We start from the raw sequence: 26,345 nt of genomic DNA on the forward strand, positions 1-26,345 counted from the left end.
ATTGCGATAATTGTCTGTTGGGTCGGACTGGGCCACGACATCGGCCAGGCCAGCCGAAAATTTGCATACGGGGAGTTGCCATGCTCTGGAAGGGCCGCCGTCAGAGTGACAATGTCGAGGACGAGCGCAGCGACAGCGGCGGCGGTGGTGGTTTGGGCGGCGGCAGCCCTGGCCAGTTCCGCATCCCGATCGGCGGCCGCACCGGCGGCGGCGGCAGCATATTGCTGGTCGTCCTCGTGGTGCTGGCCGGATGGTATTTCGGCTTCGACCCGTCGCAGATCCTGGGCAGCGGCGACGGCGGCGGCGTGCTGCCGGGTGGCGGTGGCCAGATTACCGACAACAGCGGCGGCCAGGACGACGGCGCCGGCACGCCTGCTTCCGACGAGATGAAGCAGTTCGTGGCGACCGTGCTGGCCGAGACCGAAGAGACCTGGACCGGCATCTTCCAGTCGCAGGGCCTGAAATACGAGGACCCGAAGCTTGTGCTGTTCAGCGGCCAGATCCGCTCGGCCTGCGGCTCCGCCTCGACGGCAGCCGGACCGTTCTATTGTCCCGGCGACCACAAGGTCTACCTCGACACCACCTTCTTCCAGCAGCTCGACCAGCAGTTCGGCGCCTCGGGGGATTTCGCCCAGGCATATGTGATCGCCCATGAAGTCGGTCACCATGTGCAGAACCTCACCGGCATCCTGCCCAAGTTCAACCAGATGCGGCAGTCGATGGGTGAGGCGGAAGCCAACCAGATGTCGGTGCGCATCGAGCTGCAGGCCGACTGCTTCGCCGGCGTTTGGGCGCATTTCACCGCGCAGAAGGGCATTCTGGAACAGGGCGACATCGAAGAGGCGCTCAACGCCGCCAAGCAGATCGGCGACGATACGCTGCAGAAGAAGATGCAGGGCTATGTCGTTCCGGAAAGCTTCAACCACGGGACGTCGCAGCAAAGGCAGAGCTGGCTGGCGCGCGGCTACAAGAGCGGCAAGCTGTCGGATTGCAACACGCTGACCGGTCCGGTTTGAGGCGCTCGCAAGTTCCAGCCGACCGCGGTCCAAAGCGCATCCGTCGGCGGGCCGATTCACCACCGGCAACAGATGTCAGGAGGAGAACGCCTGAGGCGTTCTCCTATTGTTCCAAAGTGGCGCCTCGCCTATAACGGGCGCCCGCCCAAGGGCGGTCCCAGGGAGCAGACGCCATCATGATCGACCCCAAAACCGCCAGGCGGGGCCTTGCGCTCGTCTTCACCACGCTGCTGCTCGACATTATCGGCTTCGGCATGATCATGCCGGTGTTGCCGGCCTTTCTCAGGGAGCTTTCCGGCGTCGGCATCAGCGAAGCGGCGATCGAAGGCGGCTGGCTGTTCTTCGTCTATGCGGCGATGCAGTTCTTCTTCGCGCCAATCATGGGTGGATTGAGCGACCGCTTCGGGCGGCGGCCGATCCTGCTTGCCTCGGTGCTTACATTCTCGATCGACAATCTGATCTGCGCCATCGCCTGGTCCTATCCGATGCTGTTCATCGGCCGCGTGCTGGCCGGCGTTTCGGGCGCCAGCTATTCGACGACGTCGGCCTTCATTGCCGACATCTCGAACGACGCCAACCGGGCGAAGAATTTCGGTCTGCTCGGCATCGCCTTCGGCGTCGGCTTCGTCATTGGGCCGGTGCTGGGCGGGCTGCTCGGCACGTTCGGGCCGCGAGTGCCGTTTTACTTTGCCGCCGGGCTTGCCTTCGTGAACTTCCTCATCGCCATGTTCTTCCTGCCTGAAACGCTCGATGAAAAGCACCGCCGCCGCTTCGAGTGGAAACGCGCCAACCCGGTCGGCACGCTGCTGCAGATGCGCCAATATCAGGGCATTGGCTGGATCGGGCTCGCCTTCTTCCTGATGACGCTCGGCCACATGATGTATCCTGCGGTGTGGTCGTTCGTGTCCAATTATCGTTATGGCTGGAGCGAGCAGCAGATCGGCTTCTCGCTCGGCGCCTTCGGCCTGTGTGGGGCGATCGTCATGGCGACGGTGCTGCCGCGCGTGATCCCCAAACTTGGCGAGTGGAAGACGGCGGTCATCGGCCTGACATTTACGGCGGCCAGCGCCTTCGGCTACGCCTTCGCCTCGCAAGGCTGGATGATCTATGCGGTGATCGTCGTCGGCTGCCTCGAAGCACTGGCCGATCCGCCGCTGAGAAGCCTTGCCGCCGCCAAAGTGCCGCCATCGGCGCAAGGCGAATTGCAGGGTGCGATGACATCGATCTTCTCGATCACCTCGATCATCACGCCGCTGCTCTACACCGCGATCTTTTCCTGGTTCACCGGACCGAATGCGCCCGTAGTGTTCGGCGGCGCCCCCTATCTGGTTGGCGCGTGCTTCCTGACGCTTGCGGTCATTGTCTTTGTGACGAAAGTTGCGAGGCCGACGGCGGTGAGAAGCGTTGCCACCGGCGCTGCGGAAGATGGAGCCCAGATATGAGCCATGACAGCCGCATAGAGCTAACCAAGGACGGTTTGTCGCTGTCGCGGCTGGTGTTCGGCGCCTGGCGCCTGCTCGACAGCGCCGCGCGCCCGGACGCCGACCAGATCGCGCGGCTGATCGGCACTGCGGTCGATCTCGGCCTGACCAGCTTCGACCATGCCGATATTTACGGGCATTACCAGGTGGAAGCTGCCTTTGGCGCCGGCTTGTCGCGCTGGAAGGGCAAGCGCGACAGCATCGAGCTGATCTCGAAATGCGACATCATTCTGGCATCGGCCAACCGGCCTCAGAACCGGCTGAAGCATTACGACACCAGTGCGGCCCACATTGCCGCCTCGGTCGACCGTTCGCTCGCCAATCTCGGCACCGACTATCTCGACCTGTTGCTGCTGCACCGGCCGGATCCGCTGATGGATGCCGACGAGACGGCGGCGGCTCTTGCCGGGCTGGTCAAGTCGGGCAAGGTGAGAGCGGTCGGGGTCTCCAATTTCACGCCGTCGCAGTTCGACCTTCTGGCTTCGCGGCTGCCGTTTGCCTTGGCCACCAACCAGATCGAGATGTCGGTGCTGAAGACCAATGCGCTGATGGATGGCAGCCTCGATCACGCGCAACGCCTCGGCTATGCGCCGATGATCTGGTCGCCGCTCGGCGGCGGCTTGCTGTTCACCGGCAAGGAAGGGCGCGAGGCGCGGGTCAGGGCGGCAATCGCGGCGGTGGCTGCCGAGATCGGCGCCGGCGATCTCGCCGCCGTCGCCATCGCCTGGCTGCTGCGTCATCCGGCGCGGCTGGCGCCGGTGCTGGGCACGATGAAGCCCGAGCGGCTGGCCGCCATGGTCAAGGCGCTGGAGATCGACCTCGACCGCCAGCAATGGTTCGCCATACTGGAGGCCAGCGAAGGCCGGCCGGTGGCGTAAGGTCAGATACTAGGCTTCGATCCATTCGCTGGGCACGTCCAATGCCTTCGACAGCATGGTGCTGGTTTGGGCCGATGGCTTGCGGCGATTGGATTCAAGGTCCGACAGGAAGCCCTGGCTGACACCGATGGCATCAGCGAACTCGCCCTGCGTCAGCTTGCGCCAGTTGCGCAGCGCCTTGAGCCCAGCTGGAACCTCGCAAAATATCCATGGTCACCTCGGCGGGCAGAGGCTTTTCCGTTTTGAACTCGGCCTTCCGCTCATCGTAGATCGCCACATCCGCAGCGTCTTCTCTGGCTTCTTCGGCGGCATGCAGCAATGCCTCGTAGTCAGCCTTCGGGATGACGACCAGTTCTTCCCCGGTTGAAGTCCTTATGATTTGCGGAGCGTTCATGATGTGCTGTCCTATGGCCGGCTGTAGGTCGTCGTTTCGCGCTTGCCGATGTAGATCGCGAGGATTGTCGTGCGATCTTCATCAATATAACGCGGTAGCAACCGATCCGAAGTCTGTAACCGTCTCGGCCGGCAAGACGTTCTACATCCCCACGCCCGCTGATGGCATAAGTGTTCAAACCCTCAGAGACCTGCTCGCGGACATCGGCCGGCAGGTTGTCGAGATCGCGAGCTGCCGACACCGAGAGGATGATCGTCTTGACTCGCGCAATATCGCAGATTTATCGCTCGAGGCTAAGCGATATTATCGCTGCTACAGGGCTCAGGCCCGTTCGGCCAGCAGTTCCTCGCCGCGCTTTTCGCGGATCAGGTTGACGAAGCGGCGGAACAGATAGTGCGAGTCCTGCGGGCCGGGCGAGGCCTCGGGGTGGTGCTGGACCGAGAACACCGGACGTCCGGTCAGCGCGATGCCGCAGTTCGAGCCATCGAACAGCGAGACATGGGTTTCCTCGACGCCCTCGGGCAAGGAGTCGGCATCGACGGCAAAGCCGTGGTTCATCGAGACGATCTCGACCTTGCCGGTGGTATGATCCTTGACGGGGTGGTTGGCGCCGTGATGGCCCTGGTGCATCTTGGCGGTCTTGCCGCCCAGCGCCAGGGCCAGCATCTGGTGGCCGAGGCAGATGCCGAACACCGGAATATCGGTCTTGAGCAGGTCCTGGATGACCGGCACCGCGTATTCGCCGGTGGCTTCCGGGTCGCCGGGGCCGTTGGAGAGGAAGATGCCGTCGGGCTGCATGGCCAGGATTTCTTCCGAACCGGTACCGGCCGGAACCACGGTGACCTTGGCGCCGAGGCCGGAAAGCAGGCGAAGGATGTTACGCTTGACGCCGTAGTCGATGGCGACGACGTGCATCGACGGCTCGGCCTGTTCGCCAAAGCCTTCGTTCCACACCCAGGGCGTTCCACGCCAGACCGAGGACTGGCCGGAGGTGACTTCCTTGGCGAGGTCAAGCCCGATCAGGCCCGACCAGGCGGCGGCCCGCCGCTTCAAATCGTCGAGGTCGAAGATGCCGTCGGGCGCGTGCGCAATGACGGCATTGGGCATGCCCTTTTCGCGGATCAGCGCGGTCAGCGCCCGGGTGTCGATGCCCGACAGCGCGACGATGCCGCGCTTCTTCAGCCACTGGTCCAGCCCGGTGTCGGCGCGGTAGTTGGACGGGTTGGTGACATCGGCCTTGAACACCGCGCCAACGGCGCCGGCACGGGCGACCGGGTTCAAGTCCTCGATGTCCTCGTCATTGGTGCCGATGTTGCCGATATGCGGGAAGGTGAAGGTGACGATCTGGCCGGCATAGGACGGGTCGGTGAGAATTTCCTGGTAGCCGGTGAGCGCGGTGTTGAAGCAGACTTCGGCAACGGCGGAACCGGTGGCGCCGAGGCCGCGACCCTCGATGACGGTGCCGTCGGCCAGCACCAGGACGGCGGTCGGCTTTTCGGTTGCCCAAGGCGGGGTCAGTTCGGGGGTCATCTCGGCCATGGCGACGCTCCTGTCACGCTGCGCGCTTCGATGGCGGGCCATCTGCGCAGCAAACGGCGCGGCCGATCTCTCGAGCCTGCGCGCATCAATTCTTTGTCTTGTGCAAGGCCGAGTACATAGGGGAAGGCGCCAGAGCGGTCAATGATACCCGTGCCAAAAACGGCGAGCATTTGTTTCGTCGAACGATATCAGGGCTTTGGCGCGTTTGCTTTGCGGATGGGCCGCGGTTATTGTCCGCGCCGTTCGAAGGAGAAAGCATCATGCGCGCAAAAATCGCCGAATCCCTGAAAAGCGCGATGAAGGCGCAGGACAAGCACCGGCTGCCGACGCTCAGGCTGATCCAGGCCGCCATCCACGACCGCGACATCGCCAATCGCGGCTCGACCAAGGACCCCGCCAGCGACGAGGAGATCCTGCAGATCCTGGCCAAGATGGTGAAGCAGCGCGAGGAATCGGCCAAGGCGTTCGAGGACGGCAAGCGCCCGGATCTGGCCGCGCAGGAGCGTGGCGAGATGGAGATCATCCGCGGCTTCCTGCCGACGCAGCTGGATGAGGCCGCCGTAACAGCTGCGGCGCGCGAGGCGATCGCTGCGACCGGTGCCGCCAGCCAAAAGGACATGGGCAAGGTGATCGCCGCGCTGAAGCAGAAATATGCCGGCCAGATGGATTTCGGCAAGGCCAGCGGCATCGTCAAAGGCCTGCTGCAGTAGGAGCCGACACCGCTTCAATGGCGAAGGAGAGCAGGGGCATTACCTCTGGGCAAGAAACGGTCCGCACCGGCTTAAGCGAGCAAGCGTTGACCTGCCGGAGAGACCCACCATGATCGAAATCGTCAAACCCACGCTCGAACATCTGCCCTCCTACAAGGCGGCGCTCGAGCGTGGCTGGTCGCCGGACAATGTCCGGCTGATGGAAGCGACGCGCGAGCAACTTGCGGCGATCGACGAGGATCCCGCGGCGTTCCTTGCCAGCCTCGACGATCCCGAGGCCAAAGGAGGCTCGATTACCTTGCCGGACGGCACGACCGTGCCGCGGCTGCCGGGCTTCCGGCGCTGGATCTGGGACGGCGAGGCCGCCGGCTCGATCGGCTTTCGCTGGCAGCCGGGTACGGCCGCACTGCCGTCGCATGTGCTCGGCCATATCGGCTATGCCGTGGTGCCGTGGAAGCGCGGACGAGGCTATGCGACCGAGGCGCTGCGGCTGATGCTGGACGAGGCGAGGGCTGTTGGTTTGCCATATGTCGAGCTCACCACCGACCTCGACAATCCGGCCTCGCAGAAGGTGGTGCTGGCCAATGGCGGCCGTGTGGTCGGTCCGTTCATCAAGGACGCCGCGTATGGCGGCGCCGAGAGTTTGTTGTTCCGGATCGATTTGTAGTCCGATGCTATTCGGCCGCTGCTGGCAGCGGCGGCGCTGCCCGGCTGCGCCCCTCCCAGATGTAGGAGGCAAGTGCCACCACCACCGCCACCAGCATGGCGGCAGCGCCCACAACCGGCAGGCTGCGATAGCCGTAGCCGGCATTGAGCATGGCAGCGCCCAGCGACGCGGCGAGCGCGATGCCGACATTGAAGCCGGAGGGGATGAGCGAGGAGGCGAGGTTGGAGGCGTCCGCCGTCCAGGCCAGGATGCGGGTCTGGATCGGCGTGCCTATGGCGAAGTTGAGGCCACCCCAGATAACGATGGCGATGACCATCGGCACGGGGTAGGGGCTGACGGCATAGATCACGCCCAACATCACCGCTTGCAGCGCAAGCATTGTGATCAGCGACGGCATCAGCTTCCAGTCGGAAAGCTTGCCGCCGAGAAACACACCGACGGTGGCGCCGACGCCGTTGAGCAGCAGCACCCAGGGGATCAGGCCCTCGTCGAGATGGGTCACCTCAAGCAGGGTCGGGGTGATGTAGGTGAACAGGCCGAACTGGCCGATCATCAACATCAGCATCAGGATCAGCGAGGTCCAGACTTGCTGGCGCGCCAGCACGCGAACCTCGCTGCCAAGACTGGCGGATGGCCTTGATGCGCCTGTCGCGCGCGGCAAAAGCGCAGTCATGGCGGCAAAGGCTACCACGCCAAGCGCGCACATCACCCAGAAGGTGGCGCGCCAGCCCCAGAGATTGCCGATTGCGGTGCCGGCCGGGACGCCGATGACATTGGATACGGTGAGGCCGGAGAGGATCACAGCCACGGCCATGCCGCGCTTGTCCTCGGGCACGAGGCCGACAGCCACCACCATGGCGACGCCGAAATAGGCGCCGTGTGCGACGGCGACCGCAATGCGCAAGAGCAGCATCGAGGCAAAATCGGGCGCCAGCGCGCAAGCGGCCTGGCCGATGGTGAAGGCGACGGTCAGGCAAAGCAGCAGCGTCTTGCGGGGAATGCCCTTGGTGGCGAGCGCCAGCAATGGCCCGCCAACCGCGATGCCGCCGGCATAGCCTGAGACGAGATAGCCGGAGGTCGGGATCGAAACGCCAAGGCCGTCGGCCACTTGCGGCAGCACGCCGGCAATGACGAATTCGGTGGTGCCGAAAGCGAAGGCGGCGATGAACAGGGCAATGAGCGGAAGCATGGCGCGGAAGCGATCCTTGAACGAGTTGGCCTCAAATCATGGATGGCGCTTGCCGGCAATGCAGAAATTTTTGCGGCCGGTTTAGGTTTTCTTGATCAGCTCGCCTTCAACCTGGAGCCGCCGAGCAGGCCGCGCTCTTCCAGCACCGGGTAGGCCATCGACGCCAGCAGCGAGTTGATCTGCTTCAGGTCGCGGATGGTGTCGAGGTGGATGGAGCTGGTCTCGACGCTCTTGGCGGTGCCGTCGCGCAGGCGCACGAAATGGCTGGCGCTGGTTTCCTTTTCGCGGTCGCGCAGCCGGTCCTTTTCCAGCACCAGCTGGCGGGCAGTCTCAGGGTCGCGCGACACCAGCACGTTGAAGGCAAGCCTGGCATTGGCCAGCACCGAGGTGTGAAAGGCGAGCAGCTCGCTCCAGCCCTCGGGCGTGAACTCCAGCCCGCGCTCGAACTTCTTCTTCACATGCACCAGCATGTTGCGCACGATGATGTCGCCGACCTGCTCAAGCTTGACGCAGGCGCCTATCAGCTCCTGGCAGCGCAGCGCCTCGTCCTCTGTGAGCGAGTTCCTGGTCAATTTGGCCAGATAGAGCTTGATCGCCGCGTGCTTCCTGTCGACGCGGTCGTCAAGGGCGGCCAGCGCCTTGATCTTGTCGCCGTCGGCGCTTTCATACAGCTCGATGATACGCTTGAGCATGATCTCGACCGTCTCGCAGACGCGGACCACCTCGCGGGTGGCGTTGGCCAGCGCCTGGCTCGGAACGTCGAGCGCGCCGTCGTTGAGGGCGGAGAGTTCGACCACATCGAGCTCTGTAGCCGGCGCCGGCTTGGTGCCCATTGCGACGATCTTCTCGGAAGCACGATAGATCAGGCTGGCAAGCGGCAGGCCGGCGAGCAGGATCAGCACATTGAACAGTATGTGGGCGTTGACGATCTGGTCGGGCACGGTGGCGCCGAGGAAGGCGACCGGTGGCTTCAGCGTCATGAACAGGATCAGCATCACCAGCGAGCCCATGCCGCGCATCAACAGATTGCCGATCGGCACGACGCGCACGCCAGGTTCGGCACTTCGGGTGAGCAGCGGCGCGATGATCGACGAGCCGAGATTGACGCCGAGCACCAGCACGATGCCGAGTTCGGGCGGGATGAAGCCGCGCCCGGCCAGCGTGACCATCAAAAGCACGGCGGCGATTGAGGAGTGGAAGAGCCAGGTAACGAGCGCGGCGAGCAGATAGGCGGTGACGTAGTCGCTGGAGAAATATTCGATGATGAGCGGCATCAGCGTGCTCTGGCGCAGCGGCTCCGAGGCCTGGCCGATCATCTCCAGCGACAGTACCAAAAGGCCGATGCCGACCAGGATGCGGCCGAACTGGCGCCAGTCGCGCCGCTCGGTGGCCATGAACATGACCGTGCCGGCGACGAGGCAGATCGGCACCAGCAGCGTCAGATCGAAGGTCAAGAGCTTGACCACCAGCGCCGAGCCGATCTCGGCGCCGCGCACAGCCAATTGGCCCGACATGCCCGAGACGATGCCGGCGCCGGCGAAGGAGCCGACGAGAAGCGTGACGGCGGTCGAGCTCTGCAGCGCGATGGACAGGCCGCAGCCGGCCAGCACCGCCATGATCGGATTGCGCATGGTGGAGCGCAGCCGGTGACGCAGCACGTCGCCATAGGCGCGCTCGACGCCTGTCTTGACCATGCGGGTGGCAAACAGCATCAGCGCCACCGAGCCCGCCAGATGCAGCAGAACGACGGAGCCGCTCATTTCGAAACCCGCACGCAGACAGCTATCGCGACGCGGAGGGCGCGCAGTGCAGGGATGAAAACGGGGCTGCGAATCATGGTCATGACAGTCTTGAACAATATCCGGAATATTTTAGCCGGGTAATAAAATCTTGTCGATTTCAAGAGCCGTCGCGGCGCGACAGGGCGTGTCGGAAAATGGACGGATGCGCAAATGGTTGCATGGCGGATCCCTGGTGATGGCAGCGGATCGTCCCGGTTTGCCGGACTCCCGGCAATCGCCTTTGCGATGATGTTCAAATATCCAGGATAAGCGCCGGATTTCATTGCGTAAATGTAATGCTAGTGTTCAGTTTCGGTTCATCCTTCGGGCGCTATTCCCTAGGCATCGACAACCAAGGAGCCCCGCTATGAAACGTATTGTTCTTTCCGCCCTCGCTTTCTCGATGCTGGCCGCCACTTCGCTTACCGGCCGGGCCGCACCGGTGAACGCACCGGTCGCACCGCAGTCGAATTACACGCAGGTCGACTGGCAGAGGCCCGGCAAGCATGTCGATATCAGGAAGCGCGTCGTGAAGAAGACGGTGGTCGTCAAGCGCAGCCATTGGCGCAATGGCCAGAAATATTCCAGCTGGAAGCGGCACCAGCCGATCCGCGATTATGGCCGCTATGGCCTGCATCGCCCCGGCCCCGGCCAGGAATGGATCCGCGTCGGCAACGACTATGTGCTGGTCAGCGTCCTGTCCGGCATCATCTTCGGCGCCATTGCCGCGCATTAAGCCCGGCCTCGCCGGCGCAATGCAGAGACTTGAAAGGAGGCGGCCCGAAACGGCCGCCTTTCTTTTGGCTGTAGAAACCGGGCTTTTTGGCTGTGGAAACCGGGTATGGTCCGCAATAAGGGTCGTCGGATTCCGCGAGCATGATTATATGAGGGACAAACGAGTTCCCCAATGCGCTTTCCGCCCGCCTTTCTCGATGAGATACGCGACCGTGTGCCGATTTCATCGGTCATCGGCCAGCGCGTCGCATGGGACAGGAAGAAGACCAACGCCTCGCGCGGCGACTATTGGGCCTGTTGTCCGTTCCATGGCGAAAAGAGCCCCTCCTTCCACTGCGAGGACAAGAAGGGCCGCTATCACTGTTTCGGCTGTTCGGTGTCGGGCGATCATTTCAAGTTCCTGACCGAGCTCGACGGATTAAGCTTTCCCGAAGCGGTCGAGAAGATCGCCGACATGGCCGGCGTGCCGATGCCGGTGCGCGACGAGCGGGAAGAACAGCGTGAGAAGGAACGCGCCAGTCTGACCGATGTCATGGAGATGGCGACTGCCTTCTTCCAGGAGCGGCTGCAAGGACCGGAGGGTGCAAAAGCCCGCGCCTATCTCAGGGATCGCGGGCTGACGCCGGCGACGCAGCAATCGTTCCGGCTGGGCTTTGCGCCCGACAGCCGCAATGCGCTGAAGGAACATCTTGCCGCCAAGGGTGTGCCCAAGGCCGACATCGAGGCCTGCGGGCTGGTGCGTCATGGCGACGACATCCCGGTCTCCTATGACTGGTTCCGCGATCGCATCATGTTCCCGATCCCGGATTCTCGCGGCAAGATCATCGCCTTTGGCGGCCGCGCACTGGCGCCCGATGCGCTGGCCAAATACATGAATTCGCCCGACACCGAGCTCTTCCACAAGGGCAACGTGCTCTACAATTTCGCCCGCGCCCGCAAAGCGCTGGCGAAAGGCGGCACGGTGATTGCCGTCGAAGGCTATATGGACGTGATTGCGCTGGCGCAGGCCGGCTTCGAGAATGCCGTGGCGCCGCTCGGCACCGCGCTCACCGAAAACCAACTCGAACTTCTGTGGCGCATGGCGCCTGAGCCGATGCTGTGCTTCGACGGCGACCAGGCCGGGCTGAAGGCGGCGTGGCGCGCCGCGGATCTCGCGCTGCCGTCGGTGCAGGCCGGGCGGTCGGTGCGCTTTGCGCTGTTGCCGGAGGGCAAGGATCCCGACGATCTGGTCAAGGCAGAAGGGCCGGACGCGTTTCGTGCCGTGCTGGCGGAAGCGCGGCCTCTCGCTGATTTGTTGTGGATGCGTGAGACATCCGGTGGCGTCTTCGACACGCCGGAGCGGCGGGCGGGGCTGACAAAGACGCTGCGCGAACTGACCAGCCGCATCCGCGATGAGAGCCAGCGCTACCACTACCAGCAGTGGATGCGCGAGCGGGAGCTGACCTTCTTCAGCGCCCAGCGCGAAGTGCGGCAAGGTCGCCAGGACTGGAAACCGGGGCAGGGCAAAACGCCCGCACCCGGCGGACAGTTCGCCAAAGGCAGCGGGGCAGGCGCGCGCGCCGCGATCACCGAAAGCCTCGGCCGCTCCGCCATGGTCAAACGCGGTGGCGAGATGATGTCGGTGCGCGAGGCGACGATCATCGTAGCCCTCGTCAACCATCCGGCGCTGATCGACGAGAACTTCGCCCATGTCGAGTTCCTCGATCTCGCCAACACCGATCTGCAGCGGCTGCACGCCGCCATCCTCGATGCGATGGCGCACGACATGGCCAATGACCGTAGCGCGGTGATCGCCACCATCGAACGTGCCGGCTGCAGCGATATCTGGGGGCGCGCCGTGGCGCTCATCCAACGGGCCAGGCAATGGCCCGCGCTGGAAACCGCAGCGCTTGACGATGCCCGCGACGCCTTCAACCAGGCGCTGCACTTGCAGCGCAGCGCGCGCACCTTACATAAGGAGCTGAAACAGGCGGAAGCAGCGCTCGCCAGCGATCCCACTGACGAAAACTACCGGCACCTCATCGAGATTCAGGCGCAATTCCGTGATGTACAAGCAACGGAAGCGCTGATCGAAGGGTTCGGTGTATCCTCGGGCAGGGGTGGGCGCGTCTAGATCGAAACCTGCGCAAGAATGAATGTTGTACGTGCTGCGCGTCGAATCGACGCCTCTAAGTCGGGTAATTGATTCGCTTTTTTGATGCGAATCATGCGAGAGGCGCTTGACCTTCTGGCAGAATGACGGAATCAGGACGATTCGAAACCTTAACCCGCGCCGGCGTCGATGGAAATGCACTGACGCGAGGTGCTGATCACTGGACAGGCTGTCAGCCTGCCACAGATATCAGGGTTAATCTGGACTTAATGCATATCGCCCAAAAGTGAAAACCGGTTTTGGGGGCACGATATGAACAAACAAAAGAGTTGATTCGGTTACCGGCCCGGTTAAGCGCCACCAGCGCATGTAGTTTGACCGGTGCGGCAGCTACGCGGCTTCGATGCTCGGCCGCTAGGAGAAGATAAAGACTATGGCGACAAAGGAAAAGGAAGAGGTCGAGACCGAACGTGAAGGCGCCACCGATGGGCCTCTGCTCGACCTTTCCGATGATGCTGTCAAGAAGATGATCAAGGCCGCCAAGAAGCGCGGCTATGTGACTCTCGACGAACTGAACGCGGTGCTGCCGTCGGAAGAGACCGATCCGGATCGCATCGAAGACATCAATGCGATGCTGTCCGACATGGGCATCAACGTGGTCGAGGACGACGATCAGAGCGAGGAGCCCGAGGCCGCCGACAGCAATGCCGACGCCGAGGAAGACGCCAACGAGCTGGCCGAGCAGACCGGCACCGCCGTCGCCGCCACGACCACCAAGAAAGAGCCGACCGACCGCACCGATGACCCGGTGCGCATGTATCTGCGCGAGATGGGCTCGGTCGAGCTCCTGTCGCGCGAGGGCGAAATCGCGATCGCCAAGCGCATCGAGGCCGGCCGCGAGACGATGATTGCGGGCCTCTGCGAAAGCCCGCTGACCTTCCAGGCCATCATCATCTGGCGTGACGAGCTCAACGAATCCAAGATCCTGCTGCGCGAGATCATCGACCTCGAAGCCACCTATGCCGGCCCCGAAGCCAAGCAGGCGCCGGTGGTCGAGCGCATCGAGGAGGCGCCCAAGGCCGAGGACAAGCCGAGGCGTGGACGCGACGAGGAAGACGACATCACCAATGTCGGCGCCGACACGCGCGGCCTGGTCGATGACGACGAGGAAGACGAGGACGAGGCGAGCCTGTCGCTGGCGGCGATGGAAGCGGAACTGCGCCCGCAGGTGATGGAGACGCTCGACGTCATCGCCGACACCTACAAGAAGCTGCGCAAGCTGCAGGACCAGCAGGTCGAGAACCGTCTGGCCGCGACCGGCACGCTGTCGCCAAGCCAGGACCGCCGCCTGAAGGAGCTGAAGGACCAGCTGATCAAGGCGGTGAAGTCGCTGTCGCTCAACACGGCGCGCATCGAGGCGCTGGTCGAGCAGCTCTACGACATCAACAAGCGGCTGGTGCAGAACGAAGGCAAGCTGCTGCGCCTGGCCGAAAGCTATGGCGTGCGCCGCGAGGAGTTCCTCAAGGAATATCAGGGCTCCGAGCTCGACCCGAACTGGACGCGCTCGATCGGCAATCTGACCTCGCGCGGCTGGAAGGAATTCACCAAGAACGAGAAGGACGCGATCAAGGATCTGCGTTCGGAAATCCAGAATCTCGCCACCGAGACGGCGATCTCGATCCTGGAATTCCGCAAGATCGTCAACCAGGTGCAGAAGGGCGAGCGCGAAGCCGCTATCGCCAAGAAGGAAATGGTCGAGGCCAACCTGCGCCTCGTCATTTCCATCGCCAAGAAATACACCAATCGCGGCCTGCAGTTCCTCGACCTGATCCAGGAAGGCAATATCGGCTTGATGAAGGCGGTCGACAAATTCGAATACCGCCGCGGCTACAAGTTCTCTACCTATGCGACATGGTGGATCCGGCAGGCGATCACGCGTTCGATTGCCGACCAGGCGCGCACCATCCGCATCCCGGTGCACATGATCGAAACGATCAACAAGATCGTGCGCACGTCGCGCCAGATGCTGCATGAAATCGGCCGCGAGCCGACGCCGGAGGAACTGGCAGAAAAGCTCGCAATGCCGCTCGAAAAAGTGCGCAAGGTCTTGAAGATCGCCAAGGAGCCGATCTCGCTCGAAACCCCTGTGGGTGACGAAGAGGATTCGCATCTGGGCGATTTCATCGAGGACAAGATGGCGATCCTGCCGATCGATGCGGCGATCCAAGCCAATCTGCGCGAGACCACAACGCGGGTGCTCGCATCGCTGACGCCGCGCGAGGAGCGGGTGCTGCGCATGCGCTTCGGCATCGGCATGAACACCGACCACACGCTGGAAGAAGTCGGCCAGCAGTTCTCGGTGACGCGCGAGCGTATCCGCCAGATCGAAGCCAAGGCGCTGCGCAAGCTCAAGCACCCGAGCCGGAGCCGCAAGCTGAGGAGCTTCCTCGACAGCTGATACCGGCAACAGACCAGCATTCGAAAAGGGCGCCGATGGCGCCCTTTTTGTTGCCCGGGTGAAGGCTCTTGTCGCCCATCTCCGTCGGGAGGATACTTGCCTGGTCGGATGTATGTTCTGGGCGAAAAACCGGATGTCCGCCCCGGCTGATGTCCTCAGCCGTGCTCCGTGGCGCCGGAGGGAGGTGTGTGATGACAACCTACATCCTGCTGATGAACTGGACGGAACAGGGCGCCAGAAATATCCGAGAGTCGCCGAAGCGGCTCGATGCCGCCAAGAAGCAACTGGCCGACATGGGCGGCTCGTTCAAGGCGTTTTACCTGACTATGGGCGAATATGACATGGTGGCGATTATCGAGGCGCCCGACGATGCTGTGCTTGCTCGTTTCGCGCTGATGCTGGCAACGGGTGGCAGCGTCAAGACGCGAACGCTCAAGGCTTTCCCGGAATTTGCCTATCGCGAGATCGTCACTTCGCTTGGATAGCGCTGGGCGCGGGTCCGTGCGGCTCGGCGTCATATTGCGGGGCCGTGCCGTCAGGGTGATAGTCGCGCCATGTCCAAGCCTGCGCTGACCGTCTGGTACAACACACGCTGCCCCGTCTGCGATGGCGGCATCACCCGGCAGAAACGGCGGCTGATCGAGGCGATCAAGGCCGGGCGGATCGAATTCCGCGACATCAACCTCGAACCGGCGGCGCTCTCTGGCTACAGCGCCTCGCTGGAGGACATACGCCGCCGGCTGCATGCCACCGATGCCGAAGGCAGGCTGCTGGTCGGCGCCGATGTCGCGGTTGCCGTCTGGCGGGCGACGCCGGGCGAGGGCTGGCTGGCGACGCTCTTCGGCAATCCGGTCGCGCTGCCGCTGACGCGCTTGGCCTATGATCGTTTCGCCGATCTTCTCTATGCCTGGAACCGGCGCAAGGGCCGCTGGTAGCGAGGCAAGGCCCGCAGATATCTGCGGGCCTTACCGTCATGGGCGTTACCGGGACGCCGGCTCGCAAAGCCAGCCGACGATGCGGCGCACCGCCGGCAGCACCATGAGCAACGTTGGGAACGCTACCAGCCAGGACAGGCCCCAGGCAGTGAGCCAGACAGCCGGCAAATCAGGTTGCAGTCCAAGGCTTTTCAGCGTCGATATGAACGAGACGATGAAGGTCATCAGCAGCGACAGCACCAGCGGGCTGACGATCGCGGCATAGCGCGCCGGCAGCTTGCCGCGCTTACGGGTCGTGGTCATTTTTGGATTTTCCTGAAACATCCGGTCCGTCGCATTTGGCATCCATTGCGCCGGGTTTCCGGCGGAACTGCCCGGAAAGACCGGGGTGGCAGACGCTTACGGAGAGGTTTTGGCCCTCATGCGCTTTCTAGCTGCCGGCGGCGGCGAAATCAACCTTCTGGCGCCGCCTTTAGATACATCGTAAGATATATCTTGACTCGTCGGCGGGGCAAGCCTAATTAAGATGTATCGTAAGATATAACTCAAGGAGCAATTCATGCACAGACATCATCCCTTTGGCGAGCGCGCCGAGCGCGCATTCCTGCACATGGCAGGCAAATTTGGTGGAAGAGGGGGCGGCGGCTTTGGTCCGTTCGGCCACGGCGGACGTGGCGGTGGACGCGGCGGCCCGGGCGACATGTTTCGTGCCGGGCGCATGCTGGCCGACGGCGATCTCAAGCTGATCACGCTGTCGCTGCTGGCCGAGGCGCCGCGCCACGGCTACGACATCATCAAGGCGCTGGAAGAGCGCACCAGCGGCATCTACAGCCCGAGCCCGGGCGTCGTCTATCCGACGCTGACCTTCCTGGAAGAGGCCGGCTATGCGGCTTCAGCCGCCGACGGCAACAAGAAGGTGTTTTCGATCACCGAGGCGGGGCAGGCGCATCTCGCCGAGAACCGCGAGATGATCGACGGCGTGCTCGAGCATCTGGAGCGCTTCGGCCGCAAGATGGCGAAAGCGCGGGACTGGTTCGGCTGGAACGACGACGGCGAGGAAGGCGGACGGCGTGGTGGACGGGGTCGCTCGGAAGCCCGCGACGAGTTCCGCGCCGTGCGCCACCGGCTGCGTGCCGCGCTCGACGATCTCGTCGACGCGCCGGCTGAAAAGCAGGCCGAGGCGATTGCAGTCCTGGAAGCCGCCGCTGAAGCCCTAGAAGCGCTATCGCGCGGTTGACCCCGGGCGAGAACCCTTGCCCGTTCGACTGAGGAACGGTACTGAAAATCATCCTGCACCGCGAGACATGGTGCAGGATGATTGCCGTTGGAGGAAGCCCCATGTCTTTTCTGAAACGTCTTTTCGGTGGTGGCGGCGGTGAGGCGGGCGAGCCCAAGAGCGCAGCACCGGCAAAGCAGGTTGAGCACAAGGGATTTTTGATCAGCGCCACGCCCTACAAGGCGGAGGGGGGCCAATACCAGACCTGCGGCGTGGTTTCGAAGGAAGTCGACGGCGTGATGAAGGAACACAAATTCATCCGCGCCGATCGCTTTGCCGGACTGGACGACGCCGTCGACATCTCGATCAAGAAGGGCATGCAGTTGGTCGACGAGCAAGGCGAGAGGATGTTCGGGTAGCCTACAGCCTCGGATCGATTGGCTCGCTCTCCAGCGCCAGGACGCCGAAAACACACTCGTGAACACGTCGCAGCGGTTCCTTGGCGACAAACCGCTTCAGTGCCTCGTGACCGAGCGCGAACTCTCTGAGCGCCAGGCTGCGCTTGCCACCCAAGCCTCGTTCGCGCAGGCGCACGAGATTGTCCGGCGCATCGTATTCGGGGCCATATATAATGCGAAGATACTCCTGGCCGCGCACTTTCAGCGCCGGTTGCATGAGCCCCTTCTTGTTTCGGCTGACGACGTCGTGCGGCTTCACTACCATCCCTTCGCCGCCTGAGTCGGTCAGCGTCTCCCACCAGGCGACGGCCTCCGCACAAGAACCGGCATCGGCCAGGTCAACCATCCGCCATTGCGTTCGCGTTACCACGCCGCCCCCGGCAGCCAGACGGTCCGCAAGCGTCATGTGCCAAACGTGGTTCTGGTCGTACCAGACGCATCCCTCACTTGCCAGCAGGTGGAACGGCGCGACCTTCAGGTCGTCGACGCCCGAGACCGGCCACACGTAAGGCGCCCAGGCAGTGGCGTATCTGGCGGCACGCGCGGCGCGGTCCTCAATGCGAGCCTTGAGCGCGGCCGTATCCACGCCGCGTGCCATCGCACGGGCCAGCGCTTCGCGGCTGGCCTGGAGCCCAGCGGCCGCAGACGTTGCCACTGGGGCGTACTGGCTTTCAATCAGGCTGCTTGCCTTGGCCGACCATGGCATGATCTCGGTGTCCAGCAGCAACCAGTCGCTGTTCAATTCCTGCCATAGATCCGCAGCGTCGACGCTGGCGCGCAGGCGATTGAGCAGGCGCTCCGTCATGCCGCTGTCGCTGAAAAAGGAGCGTCCGGTCCGGGTCCAGATCGCGCCTGTCTCGTCGCCAGATACCCCGAACCGGTCGCGCGCCGTCTGCGCGTTTCGGCACAGAGCGATGACTGCCCGCGAACCCATGTGCTTCTCTTCGCACAGGATTTGGGTGACGCCACGCTCGCGGAAATGACTGAAAGCTTCCTCGGGGCGTTCCAGCCAGCCGGCTTGGCTGCTGGTCTCGGATGGCGACATTGTCGGCGGCAGATATACCAGCCACTGCGGCGACAGCGCGAAGCGGCTCATCACCTCAAGTGCCGCCGACGCGTTCTCCTCGGCCACGACAACCCTGCCTTTCAGTTCGGTCTCGATCCAGCGTCGCCCAGAGACATCCTGATAGTCGAGCACGCCGTCGGCATCGGCCTGTGCCGATTTGCCAAGGCCCGGTCCACCGAGGGGACGCACGGGTTCGGACCAGGTCTCGACTGCCGGCACGTCGACCAGTTCGCGTTCCGGCCAGCGCAAGGCAGTCAGCTTGCCGCCGAACACGCAGCCGGTGTCGATGCAAAGCGTGTTGTTGACCCACTCCGCCGACAGCACCGGCGTGTGCCCGTATACTACGCTGGTTTTGCCCCGATAGGCGGCTGCCCAGTCGGCACGGACGGGCAGGCCAAATTCGTCGATTTCGCCCGTGGTTTCGCCATAGAGGGCGAACTCGCGCACCGCGCCGGAACCGCGCCCGATCATCTCTTCCTTGAGTCCGGCATGTGCCACGGCGAGGCGTCCGCCGTCCAGCCAGACGTGGCTGCGCAGGCTGTCGAGGAAGGCCGGCAAAGCCTCTCGCAGGCCGCGATCCTGAGCGTCCAACTGGTCGATGGTTTGCTGCAGGCCGTGGGCGATCGTGACCTTGCGGCCTTCCAGCCAGCGGCTGAGTTTGCGTTCGTGATTGCCCTGGACACAGTAGGCGGTTCCCGCCGCGACCATGCTCATGGCGATGCGCAAGACGTCGGGCACGTTGGGACCACGATCGACGAGGTCGCCGACAAAGACGATCTTGCGGCCTTCTGGCGGCGTTACAGTGACGGTCCGATCACCATGGCCGTCGGACCAGGCGATGCTGTAACCGAGCTGACAGAACAAGGTCTGAAGTTCGTCGGCGCAACCATGGACATCACCTATGACGTCGAAAGGACCGCAATCGTCGCGCTTGTCGGTCCATAATGGCTGACGCGAGACCTTGGCCGCGTCGATACTGGCCTCGCCGGTGAGCTTCCAGACCTGACGGAAACCTTCGCGTTGCAGGCCGCCGAGGCCCTTGCGAATTTCGTTCGTCATGCGCTGGGCAACGCCGGCGCCGAAGGGACGATCGGCTCGTAGCGCGTTGCGGGCGACGCAAACATCAACACCCGGATCGATGACCACGGCGACCGGCAAAGCGTGCCATTTGCGCGCCAGCTCGACCCACGCCTTGCGATCAGCGGGTCGCACATTGGTCGCGTCGATGACGGCCAGCTTTCGATGCTTGAGCCGTTTGCCGGCGATTTCGCGCACCAAATCAAAAGCGTCGGCCGAGACATCCTGATCAGTCTCGTTGTCGCTGACGAGCGCGCGGCAGCGATCCGACGAGATGATTTCGGTCGGCAGGAAGTGCCTGGCGGCGAAGGTCGACTTGCCCGATCCCGTCGAGCCGATCAGCACGACGAGGGCGAAGTCAGGGATGGTGAGGTCGGTCTTGTCTGGCTCTCTCATCGGGTGAACACCGCCATCTGCGTCGGCGCGCCGAGCACGGGGTCCACGGCTCCGATGCCACTTAAGGCGGCGCTATAGCCATAGATCTCGCCGATCCTGACCGCCCAGGCTTCAAACCGAACCCGGCCCCATTCGAAACGGTGATCCGGATGGCGAAAAGCGCCAGCGGCCAGACTGGGGAACAAGGGGTTGTAGTCAGCGTTCGGCGTAGTCACGATCACGAATTTTGGCGCTGTCTCGCCGAAGATAATACGCTCGATCATTGGCAGCCGGTCTTCGTCGAGATGTTCGATGACCTCGACCAGCACAGCGACGTCGGCTTCCGCCCATCGGCTGTCGCGATATGTCAGCGATCCGTGCAGCAACGTGACCCGGTCTTCAGGCGGCCCCCCGAACTCGTTCAGTTTGAGACGCTTGGCGGCCCATTCCAGTTCACGAATAGCGGGGTCGAGCCCGAACAGCTTGTGGACCCATTTTTCGCGCACGAGCCGATAGAGCAGCTTGCCTTCGCCACACCCCAAATCTGCAACACTGGCCCCTCCGGTCGCCCGAATGGCTTGCACCACGGCGTCCATGCGCAGGTCGTTCAGCCGGATGGGCGCCTCCAGCGCTTGCTCAGGTGCAGCCCGGGCTTCGGGGGGTAGGACCTCATTGGCCGTCTCCGGAGCCAGCCGCTCCAGGGCGATGCGGGCCAACGCACCTCGGTTGCGCAGATAACGGCGCACGATCAGGTCTTTGGCTGGGTGGTTTTCCAGCCAGCCCTCGCCCTTGGACAGCAGCTTGTCAATCTCGGCCTCGCCAACCCAGTAGTGCTTGGTGTCGTCCATCACCGGGATCAGGACATAAAGGTGGTTGAGCAGGCTGCTTAGGCGGCCGGTGCCAGTCAGCCTCAGATGACCGTATCGTGGTCCACCCGCGCCAGATCCGACAGTTTCGACCGGCGCCAGGTTGACGGTCCATCCCAGCGGTTCGAATAGATCTCGAACCAGGGCCTCGCCGCCAGGCATCGGCAGCGGGGTCACCACAGCTTCGAGCGGGAGGTCGCTATCGGCCAGTTGCTGGCGCTCTTTCGAGATGCCGGTCATCGCTGTCCGCAGTACCTTGTTCAAAGCCACAGACAGAAAAGACGATGCCGTATAAGGTCGGTCGTTTACATATTGATCCAGCAAGCCCTCTGCTTGGCCTTTGCCCCGAACGAGCCCTATCGGATCGACATCGAGCAGAAGCACAGCCTCACAACGCTCATCGGTCGCCTCCGGATAGAACAGCCAGGCCTTGCCGAAGGATAGGTCAGTCTCGTGCAGACGTTCGGGATGCTTGTGCAGCAAGAAGCCGAGATCTGTGGCTGGATGATGGGTTGTCGCGACGGAAAGGAACATCAGCGACCGATAACGCAGACAGGCCGAATAACCAATGGCGTTGCGCGGCAATCTAGTAACGCGATAGATCCGTTTTCGACACGCAACCTATCGCGCCGCCTGACAAGGAAAAAGGCAGGCGCCGAAGCGCCTGCCTTTCAATGCGAATGACGGGGTGTGCTTACGCGGCGATTTGCGCGCTCGCGGTCTTGGCCACCACGGCGTCGACCTTGGCCGTCGCATTGGCGAGCGCGGCGGTGACGGCATCAGGGCCCATGCCGACGCCTTCGATGCGGATGACGTCGACATCGGTCATGCCGAGAAAGCCGAGCACGCCGCGCAGATAGGGGATGGCGTGATCGAACTGCACGGCCGCACCTTCGGAATAGATGCCGCCCGAGGCGAGTACGATATAGACCTTCTTGCCGGTGACGAGGCCCTTGGGACCACCCTCGCCATAAGAGAAGCTCTTGCCGGAGCGGGAGATGTGATCGACCCAGGACTTCAGGGTCGAGGAGATGTTGAAGTTGATGAAGCCGGTGGCCAGGATCACGGTGTCGGCTGCGAACAGTTCGTCAAGCACGATGTCGGAGACGCCGACGACTTCGGCCTGGCGCGGCGTGCGGGCTTCAACGGGGGTGTAGATGCCGGTCGCATAATCGGTGTCGATATGCGGCAGCGGGTTGGCCACGAGGTCGCGTACGACGAGCGTATTCGACGGGTCGGCGGCGACGAGCTTTTCAGCGAATTCGGTAGCGATACGGGTCGAGTGCGAGGCAGCGCCGCGCGGGCTCGAGGTTACAAGCAGGATAGACATAGCGGTTCTCTCCAGTGGGAATTGATTTCTCCCGCCTGATATGGGCCTACCGACCCATCCAAAAAACTGGTATATTATCTATATGATCCATCCATAAAGTAGGTATGCCGTGCAGCCCAATCCGACGCTCGACCAATTGCAGATCCTGGTTGCGGTCGCCGACACCGGCAGCTTCTCAGCCGCCGGCCGCAAGCTTAACCGCGCGCAGTCCGTCATCAGCTACGGCATCGCCAATCTTGAAGCGCAGCTTGGCCTGAAACTGTTCGAGCGCGAGGGCACGCGCGAGCCGCAGTTGACCGAAATCGGCCGGGCGATGCTGGAGGACGCCCGGCGAATGGTCGGCGTGCTGCAGCGCATCCGTTCGCGTGCCGACGGTCACCATCAGGGGCTGGAGGCTGAAGTTTCGCTATCGGTTGACGCGGCGCTGCCCTCGCCGGTGCTGGTGCGGGTGCTGAAGGCGTTCGAGGCGCAGTTCCCGACCGTGATGATGCGACTGCATATCGGCACGCTCGGTCTGATCCCCGACCATGTCGTCAGCGGACAGTCGGATCTTGGCATCGGTGGCCTGCTGGGCGAGGTCGACGTGCATCTCGTGCGCATCGGCTTCATGTCGATCGTGCTGGCTGCCGCCCCCACCCATCCTCTGGCACTGCTGCCGAAACCGGTGGCGCTCGAGGATGCGCGCGAGCACACCCAGCTGGTTGTCACCGACCAGTCGGAACGCACCAAGGGACGAGACTTCGGCGTCTTTGCCTATCGTACATGGCGGCTGACAGACGTGCGTATCAAGCATACGTTGATGCGCGAGGGGCTGGGCTGGGGCGGGTTGCCGCGCTGGCTGATCGCGGACGATTTGGCCAGCGGCAGGCTGGTCGAACTCGACCTTGAACCCTTTAGCGAGGTGCGCTCATCGCTCTATGCCATGCACCGCGCCGACCGCAGCCCGAAACCGGCGGCGGCCTGGCTGATCGACCAGTTCAAACGCCAGCTCGGCTGCTTCAACGAGTTCGAACCGGACGACCTGCCTGAGGGCGAGCCGGAGACAGCCCATCGATCAGAGCCATGAGCACGGCGCGATAGTCTTCGGCCGAGGCGCCGGCCTCGACGGCAAGTGCTGCGCGGTCGAAGGCAGCGGCGAGCAAAGCGGTCAGCGCATCGGCAGGCAGTCTGGTCATCGACTGTTCGCGCATCGCCGCAACCAGGCCTTCGCGCAGCGACCGGTTGCCGTGGCGATTGTCGATCGCATCCATGGCGGCGCGGCCAAGCACGGCCGGTCCGTCAAGCAGCAAGAGCCGCGTGCGGCCGGGCGCGCGCATGGCGGCGAGATAGGCGTCCGAGCCGGCAATCAGCGCATTGCGGGCAAACAAAGAAGGCGGCGAGGCGCGCTCGATCTCTTGCGCCACCGCCGCCGCCTCCTGCTCGACCACGGCGGCAAACAGCGCCTGCTTGTCGGCAAAGTGGTGATAGAGCGCGCCGCGGGTGACGCCGGCGGCCGCAACGATCTCCGGCGTGCCGGTCTCGGCATAGGACTTTTCGATGAACAGTTTGCGCGCCGCGGCGATCAGGTCGGCGCGCGTCGCTTCGGTGCGGTCGCGGTTGGAGCGGCGCGGGGTTTCTCGTTGCATACATGCAGCCTGTATGTTATTTCGAATTACATGCAAACTGTATGTTGGCTGATGGGAGAAAGAAAGATGAAGACGACGAGCTATTATCCGGTGCTGATGACGGGCGACGTAGCCGGAACAAAAGCCTTCTATATCAATCACTTCCGCTTCAAGCCGCTGTTTGCGAGCGACTGGTATGTGCATCTGCAGTCTGCCGAGGATCGCCGGGTCAATCTCGGTATCGTCCAGGGCGACCACGAGACGATCCCCGAGGGGGGGCGCGGCCGCACATCGGGGCTGCTGATCAATTTCGAGGTGAGGGATCCTGATGCTGTCTATGAATGGATCGTTGCGGCCGGCCTGCCGATCCTGTGCCCGCTGCGCGACGAACTCTTCGGCCAGCGCCATTTCATCACCAGGGATCCCAATGGCGTGCTGATCGACGTCATCAAGCCGATCCCGCTCAGCCCGGAATTTCAGGCGCAATTCGCGGCGGGCGCGGCGGGCGCCTGAACAATGGCAGCAAATGTCGGCAGCGGCTCCGGCCGCTGTGGCCGGACCCGCACCATGCGGTCTATGTTGGTGATGTTGAAGCTGGGCCTGCCGCATGCGTGACATCTGCCTTGTTCGTGCGCCATCCAATCTCGGCCTTCGGCCCTTGGAGCCGGGCCATGTGCCCGGCACCTGGCGTGCGCCGCAGGCGCTGAGCGAAGCTGGTTTGATCGAGTCGCTGGCGCCGGGGCGGGTGGTCGATCTCGACAGACCCGCCTACAGTACCGAACCGCAACCGGGCACTAGGCTGCGTAATGGTCCGGCGATCCGCTGCTTCAACCTCGATCTTGCCGAGATCGTCACCGGTGCGCTTGGGCAAGGCGAGTTCCCGCTGATCATCGGCGGCGACTGCTCGATCCTGCTTGGCGCACTGGTCGCCGCGCGGCGCTCGGGCGCGGTCGCCCTGGTCCATGTCGATGGCCACAGCGATTTCCGCCATCCCGGCAACTACGATGTCAATGCCTCACTCGGCTCGGTTGCCGGCATGGATCTGGCACTTGCCACCGGACGCGGCGAGGCTTTGCTGGCGCAATGGCCAGGTGTTGTCGGTCCGCTCGTCGCCGACGAGGCGGTGGTTCAGATCGGCGAACGCGAGAGCCGCGATGCCGATTTTCCCTGGCCCGACATCAATGCGACCGCCGTGACGCGCATCGACGTCTTTGCCGCGCAGGAACTCGGCGCGGCTGGAGTGTTGCAAAAGACAAGAGCGACGCTGGCGCGCGCCGGCTGTCCCTACTGGCTGCATCTCGATGTCGATGTGCTCGACCAGACGGTGATGCCGGCGGTGGATTCGCCCGGCAGCCCCGGCATCGACCCCGATGAACTCGTTGCCATTCTGTCGGCGCTGACAGCGGACCAGCGCTGCACCGGCTTGGACATGACGATCTACGATCCCGACCTCGACCCGACCGGTGACCTTGCGCGACTGCTGGTGTCGCTGCTCGGGCGGGTGCTCAAGCCTCGATAAGGGCTCAACTCGCCCTTGCTACCGGCGTCACCGTCACCTGGCTGACGCCGGTGCGGCGCACCACGGTGCACAGCGTCTCGCGGCCGATGCGTTCGGCGTCGAGCATGCGCACGAGGTCGTCGACGCCGGTGACCGGGCGACCGTCTATTGACGCGATGATGTCGCCTTCCCTGAGGCCGGCCTTCGCCGCGGGTCCGTCTTTCTCGACGCTGCGCAGCCGTACCGCCGTACTGGTGGTCACCTGCGACAGAAGGGCGGCGCGGCGCGGCAAACTGGTGGTGTCGGCCGAGATGCCGATGAAGGCACGGCGCACGCGCCCGAAGCGGATGATCTCCGAAATGACGAAATTGGCGGTGTTGGAAGCGACCGCGAAGGCGATGCCTTGCGCGCCGTGGATCATGGCGGTGTTGACGCCGATGACCTCGCCTGCCGACGACACCAGCGGTCCGCCGGAATTGCCGGGATTGAGCGCGGCATCGGTCTGGATGACATCGTCGATCAGCCGCCCGGTCGAGGCGCGCATCGAACGGCCAAGTGCGGAGACCACGCCCGACGTTACGGTCCATTCGAAGCCGAGCGGATTGCCGATGGCAATGGCGATCTGGCCGCGCCGCAGCCGCTTGGAATCGCCGAGCGGCGCGACTTCGGTGAAGCTGCCATCGGCGCGCACCAGCGCGATGTCGGTGTCGGGGTCGCGGCCTAGCACGCGGCCTTCGCTGGAGGCGCCGTCGGGCATAGAGACGCGCACCGTTTTGGCATCGCCAACGACATGGAAATTGGTGACGACCAGCCCGTCCGGGGTGATGACGAAGCCGGAGCCATGGCCACCTTGGCCACCGACGCGCTCGATGCGGCAGACGGCTGGGCCGATGCGGTCGACGGCGTCGGCGACTGTCATCGAATAGGCGTCGAGCAGTGTGTCGTCGGTTTCGAACTTGTGGGCGGCGAGGGCCATTGGC

26 protein-coding genes are annotated in these 26,345 nt (G+C 63.6%); 15 read left to right on the forward strand and 11 right to left on the reverse strand.

Annotated elements, in window-relative coordinates; translation table 11 throughout:
• The first annotated feature begins 80 nt into the window (after positions 1-80).
• The 3 genes from ypfJ to NKK50_RS09540 all read left to right on the forward strand — a co-directional run bounded on the left by ypfJ (position 81) and on the right by NKK50_RS09540 (position 3,375).
• Positions 81-1,016 carry a KPN_02809 family neutral zinc metallopeptidase gene (gene ypfJ, locus NKK50_RS09530; protein WP_023828078.1) on the forward strand — a complete coding sequence of 312 codons (936 nt, stop codon included), beginning with the start codon at positions 81-83 and terminating at the stop codon, positions 1,014-1,016.
• A gap of 176 nt (positions 1,017-1,192) precedes the next feature.
• Positions 1,193-2,458, forward strand: coding sequence for a TCR/Tet family MFS transporter (locus tag NKK50_RS09535; protein ID WP_023701149.1), 1,266 nt, complete (start codon positions 1,193-1,195; stop codon positions 2,456-2,458).
• Positions 2,455-3,375: an aldo/keto reductase gene (locus tag NKK50_RS09540; RefSeq protein WP_352499852.1), complete on the forward strand. Its 921-nt coding sequence runs from the start codon at positions 2,455-2,457 to the stop codon at positions 3,373-3,375. Before NKK50_RS09535 ends, NKK50_RS09540 begins: the two co-directional genes overlap by 4 nt.
• A gap of 9 nt (positions 3,376-3,384) precedes the next feature.
• On the opposite strand, the gene NKK50_RS09545 is transcribed toward NKK50_RS09540, so the two are convergent.
• The 3 genes from NKK50_RS09545 to carA all read right to left on the reverse strand — a co-directional run bounded on the left by NKK50_RS09545 (position 3,385) and on the right by carA (position 5,308).
• A complete protein-coding gene (locus NKK50_RS09545; protein ID WP_348524580.1) occupies positions 3,385-3,582 on the reverse strand; it encodes a helix-turn-helix domain-containing protein in 198 nt (65 codons plus the stop codon).
• On the reverse strand, positions 3,509-3,769 hold the full coding sequence (locus NKK50_RS09550; protein WP_245274106.1) for a hypothetical protein: 261 nt from the start codon (positions 3,767-3,769) through the stop codon (positions 3,509-3,511). The genes NKK50_RS09545 and NKK50_RS09550 overlap by 74 nt, the downstream gene beginning before the upstream one ends.
• Positions 3,770-4,090: 321 nt before the next feature.
• On the reverse strand, positions 4,091-5,308 hold the full coding sequence (carA, locus tag NKK50_RS09555; RefSeq protein ID WP_081726027.1) for a glutamine-hydrolyzing carbamoyl-phosphate synthase small subunit: 1,218 nt from the start codon (positions 5,306-5,308) through the stop codon (positions 4,091-4,093).
• 260 nt (positions 5,309-5,568) lie between these two features.
• Here carA and NKK50_RS09560 point away from each other — a divergent pair, with 260 nt between their 5' ends.
• Together NKK50_RS09560 and NKK50_RS09565 are read left to right on the forward strand one after the other, a co-directional pair.
• Entirely contained in the window at positions 5,569-6,018 is a 450-nt protein-coding gene (locus NKK50_RS09560) for a GatB/YqeY domain-containing protein (protein ID WP_032888139.1), read from the forward strand.
• Between the two features lie 109 nt (positions 6,019-6,127).
• Complete coding sequence (locus tag NKK50_RS09565; RefSeq protein WP_352543294.1) at positions 6,128-6,685, forward strand: GNAT family N-acetyltransferase; 558 nt, start codon at positions 6,128-6,130, stop codon at positions 6,683-6,685.
• Between the two features lie 7 nt (positions 6,686-6,692).
• On the opposite strand, the gene NKK50_RS09570 is transcribed toward NKK50_RS09565, so the two are convergent.
• Both NKK50_RS09570 and NKK50_RS09575 read right to left on the reverse strand, forming a co-directional pair.
• Entirely contained in the window at positions 6,693-7,874 is a 1,182-nt protein-coding gene (locus NKK50_RS09570) for an MFS transporter (protein ID WP_352499853.1), read from the reverse strand.
• A gap of 95 nt (positions 7,875-7,969) precedes the next feature.
• Positions 7,970-9,634, reverse strand: a complete 1,665-nt coding sequence (locus NKK50_RS09575) for a Na/Pi cotransporter family protein (RefSeq protein ID WP_352497543.1) — start codon at positions 9,632-9,634, stop codon at positions 7,970-7,972.
• Between the two features lie 388 nt (positions 9,635-10,022).
• Between NKK50_RS09575 and NKK50_RS09580 the strand changes: the two genes are divergently transcribed.
• The 5 genes from NKK50_RS09580 (at position 10,023) to NKK50_RS09600 (ending at position 15,875) form a co-directional block, all read left to right on the forward strand.
• Positions 10,023-10,391: an RcnB family protein gene (locus tag NKK50_RS09580; RefSeq protein ID WP_352543295.1), complete on the forward strand. Its 369-nt coding sequence runs from the start codon at positions 10,023-10,025 to the stop codon at positions 10,389-10,391.
• A gap of 171 nt (positions 10,392-10,562) precedes the next feature.
• A complete protein-coding gene (gene dnaG, locus NKK50_RS09585) occupies positions 10,563-12,503 on the forward strand; it encodes a DNA primase (protein ID WP_023683795.1) in 1,941 nt (646 codons plus the stop codon).
• Positions 12,504-12,915: 412 nt separating this feature from the next.
• Positions 12,916-14,940, forward strand: coding sequence for an RNA polymerase sigma factor RpoD (gene rpoD, locus NKK50_RS09590; RefSeq protein WP_023672446.1), 2,025 nt, complete (start codon positions 12,916-12,918; stop codon positions 14,938-14,940).
• A gap of 191 nt (positions 14,941-15,131) precedes the next feature.
• Positions 15,132-15,425, forward strand: coding sequence for a GYD domain-containing protein (locus tag NKK50_RS09595; protein WP_023672447.1), 294 nt, complete (start codon positions 15,132-15,134; stop codon positions 15,423-15,425).
• A gap of 69 nt (positions 15,426-15,494) precedes the next feature.
• Positions 15,495-15,875 carry a thiol-disulfide oxidoreductase DCC family protein gene (locus NKK50_RS09600; protein WP_023697082.1) on the forward strand — a complete coding sequence of 127 codons (381 nt, stop codon included), beginning with the start codon at positions 15,495-15,497 and terminating at the stop codon, positions 15,873-15,875.
• 45 nt (positions 15,876-15,920) lie between these two features.
• Here NKK50_RS09600 and NKK50_RS09605 read toward each other — a convergent pair whose 3' ends face one another.
• Positions 15,921-16,178 carry a DUF2798 domain-containing protein gene (locus NKK50_RS09605; RefSeq protein WP_023672449.1) on the reverse strand — a complete coding sequence of 86 codons (258 nt, stop codon included), beginning with the start codon at positions 16,176-16,178 and terminating at the stop codon, positions 15,921-15,923.
• Positions 16,179-16,434: 256 nt separating this feature from the next.
• Between NKK50_RS09605 and NKK50_RS09610 the strand changes: the two genes are divergently transcribed.
• Positions 16,435-17,112: a PadR family transcriptional regulator gene (locus NKK50_RS09610; protein WP_352499855.1), complete on the forward strand. Its 678-nt coding sequence runs from the start codon at positions 16,435-16,437 to the stop codon at positions 17,110-17,112.
• A gap of 101 nt (positions 17,113-17,213) precedes the next feature.
• Positions 17,214-17,510 carry an HlyU family transcriptional regulator gene (locus NKK50_RS09615; RefSeq protein WP_023691516.1) on the forward strand — a complete coding sequence of 99 codons (297 nt, stop codon included), beginning with the start codon at positions 17,214-17,216 and terminating at the stop codon, positions 17,508-17,510.
• Between the two features lies 1 nt (position 17,511).
• Here NKK50_RS09615 and NKK50_RS09620 read toward each other — a convergent pair whose 3' ends face one another.
• The 3 genes from NKK50_RS09620 to NKK50_RS09630 form a co-directional block, all read right to left on the reverse strand.
• Positions 17,512-20,088, reverse strand: coding sequence for a polynucleotide kinase-phosphatase (locus tag NKK50_RS09620; RefSeq protein WP_352543296.1), 2,577 nt, complete (start codon positions 20,086-20,088; stop codon positions 17,512-17,514).
• Positions 20,085-21,518: a 3' terminal RNA ribose 2'-O-methyltransferase Hen1 gene (locus NKK50_RS09625; RefSeq protein WP_245265744.1), complete on the reverse strand. Its 1,434-nt coding sequence runs from the start codon at positions 21,516-21,518 to the stop codon at positions 20,085-20,087. The genes NKK50_RS09620 and NKK50_RS09625 overlap by 4 nt, the downstream gene beginning before the upstream one ends.
• Positions 21,519-21,627: 109 nt before the next feature.
• Positions 21,628-22,263, reverse strand: coding sequence for an FMN-dependent NADH-azoreductase (locus NKK50_RS09630; RefSeq protein ID WP_023672454.1), 636 nt, complete (start codon positions 22,261-22,263; stop codon positions 21,628-21,630).
• A gap of 109 nt (positions 22,264-22,372) precedes the next feature.
• Here NKK50_RS09630 and NKK50_RS09635 point away from each other — a divergent pair, with 109 nt between their 5' ends.
• A complete protein-coding gene (locus NKK50_RS09635; protein WP_023744351.1) occupies positions 22,373-23,329 on the forward strand; it encodes a LysR family transcriptional regulator in 957 nt (318 codons plus the stop codon).
• Here the strand turns inward: NKK50_RS09635 and NKK50_RS09640 are convergent.
• Positions 23,262-23,888, reverse strand: a complete 627-nt coding sequence (locus tag NKK50_RS09640; protein ID WP_023691512.1) for a TetR/AcrR family transcriptional regulator — start codon at positions 23,886-23,888, stop codon at positions 23,262-23,264. The genes NKK50_RS09635 and NKK50_RS09640 overlap by 68 nt on opposite strands.
• A 66-nt stretch (positions 23,889-23,954) precedes the next feature.
• Here NKK50_RS09640 and NKK50_RS09645 point away from each other — a divergent pair, with 66 nt between their 5' ends.
• Both NKK50_RS09645 and NKK50_RS09650 read left to right on the forward strand, forming a co-directional pair.
• The gene (locus NKK50_RS09645; protein WP_352543297.1) at positions 23,955-24,380 is read left to right on the forward strand and encodes a VOC family protein; all 426 of its coding nucleotides are present in this window, start codon (positions 23,955-23,957) and stop codon (positions 24,378-24,380) included.
• A 94-nt stretch (positions 24,381-24,474) separates the two neighbouring features.
• A complete protein-coding gene (locus NKK50_RS09650) occupies positions 24,475-25,386 on the forward strand; it encodes an arginase family protein (RefSeq protein ID WP_352499857.1) in 912 nt (303 codons plus the stop codon).
• A gap of 4 nt (positions 25,387-25,390) precedes the next feature.
• Here the strand turns inward: NKK50_RS09650 and NKK50_RS09655 are convergent, their stop codons facing one another.
• Positions 25,391-26,341 carry a S1C family serine protease gene (locus NKK50_RS09655; protein ID WP_023691509.1) on the reverse strand — a complete coding sequence of 317 codons (951 nt, stop codon included), beginning with the start codon at positions 26,339-26,341 and terminating at the stop codon, positions 25,391-25,393.
• Between the last annotated feature and the right edge of the window lie 4 nt (positions 26,342-26,345).

It is taken from the genome of Mesorhizobium sp. M0001 (assembly GCF_040324255.1).
Lineage (GTDB): Bacteria > Pseudomonadota > Alphaproteobacteria > Rhizobiales > Rhizobiaceae > Mesorhizobium.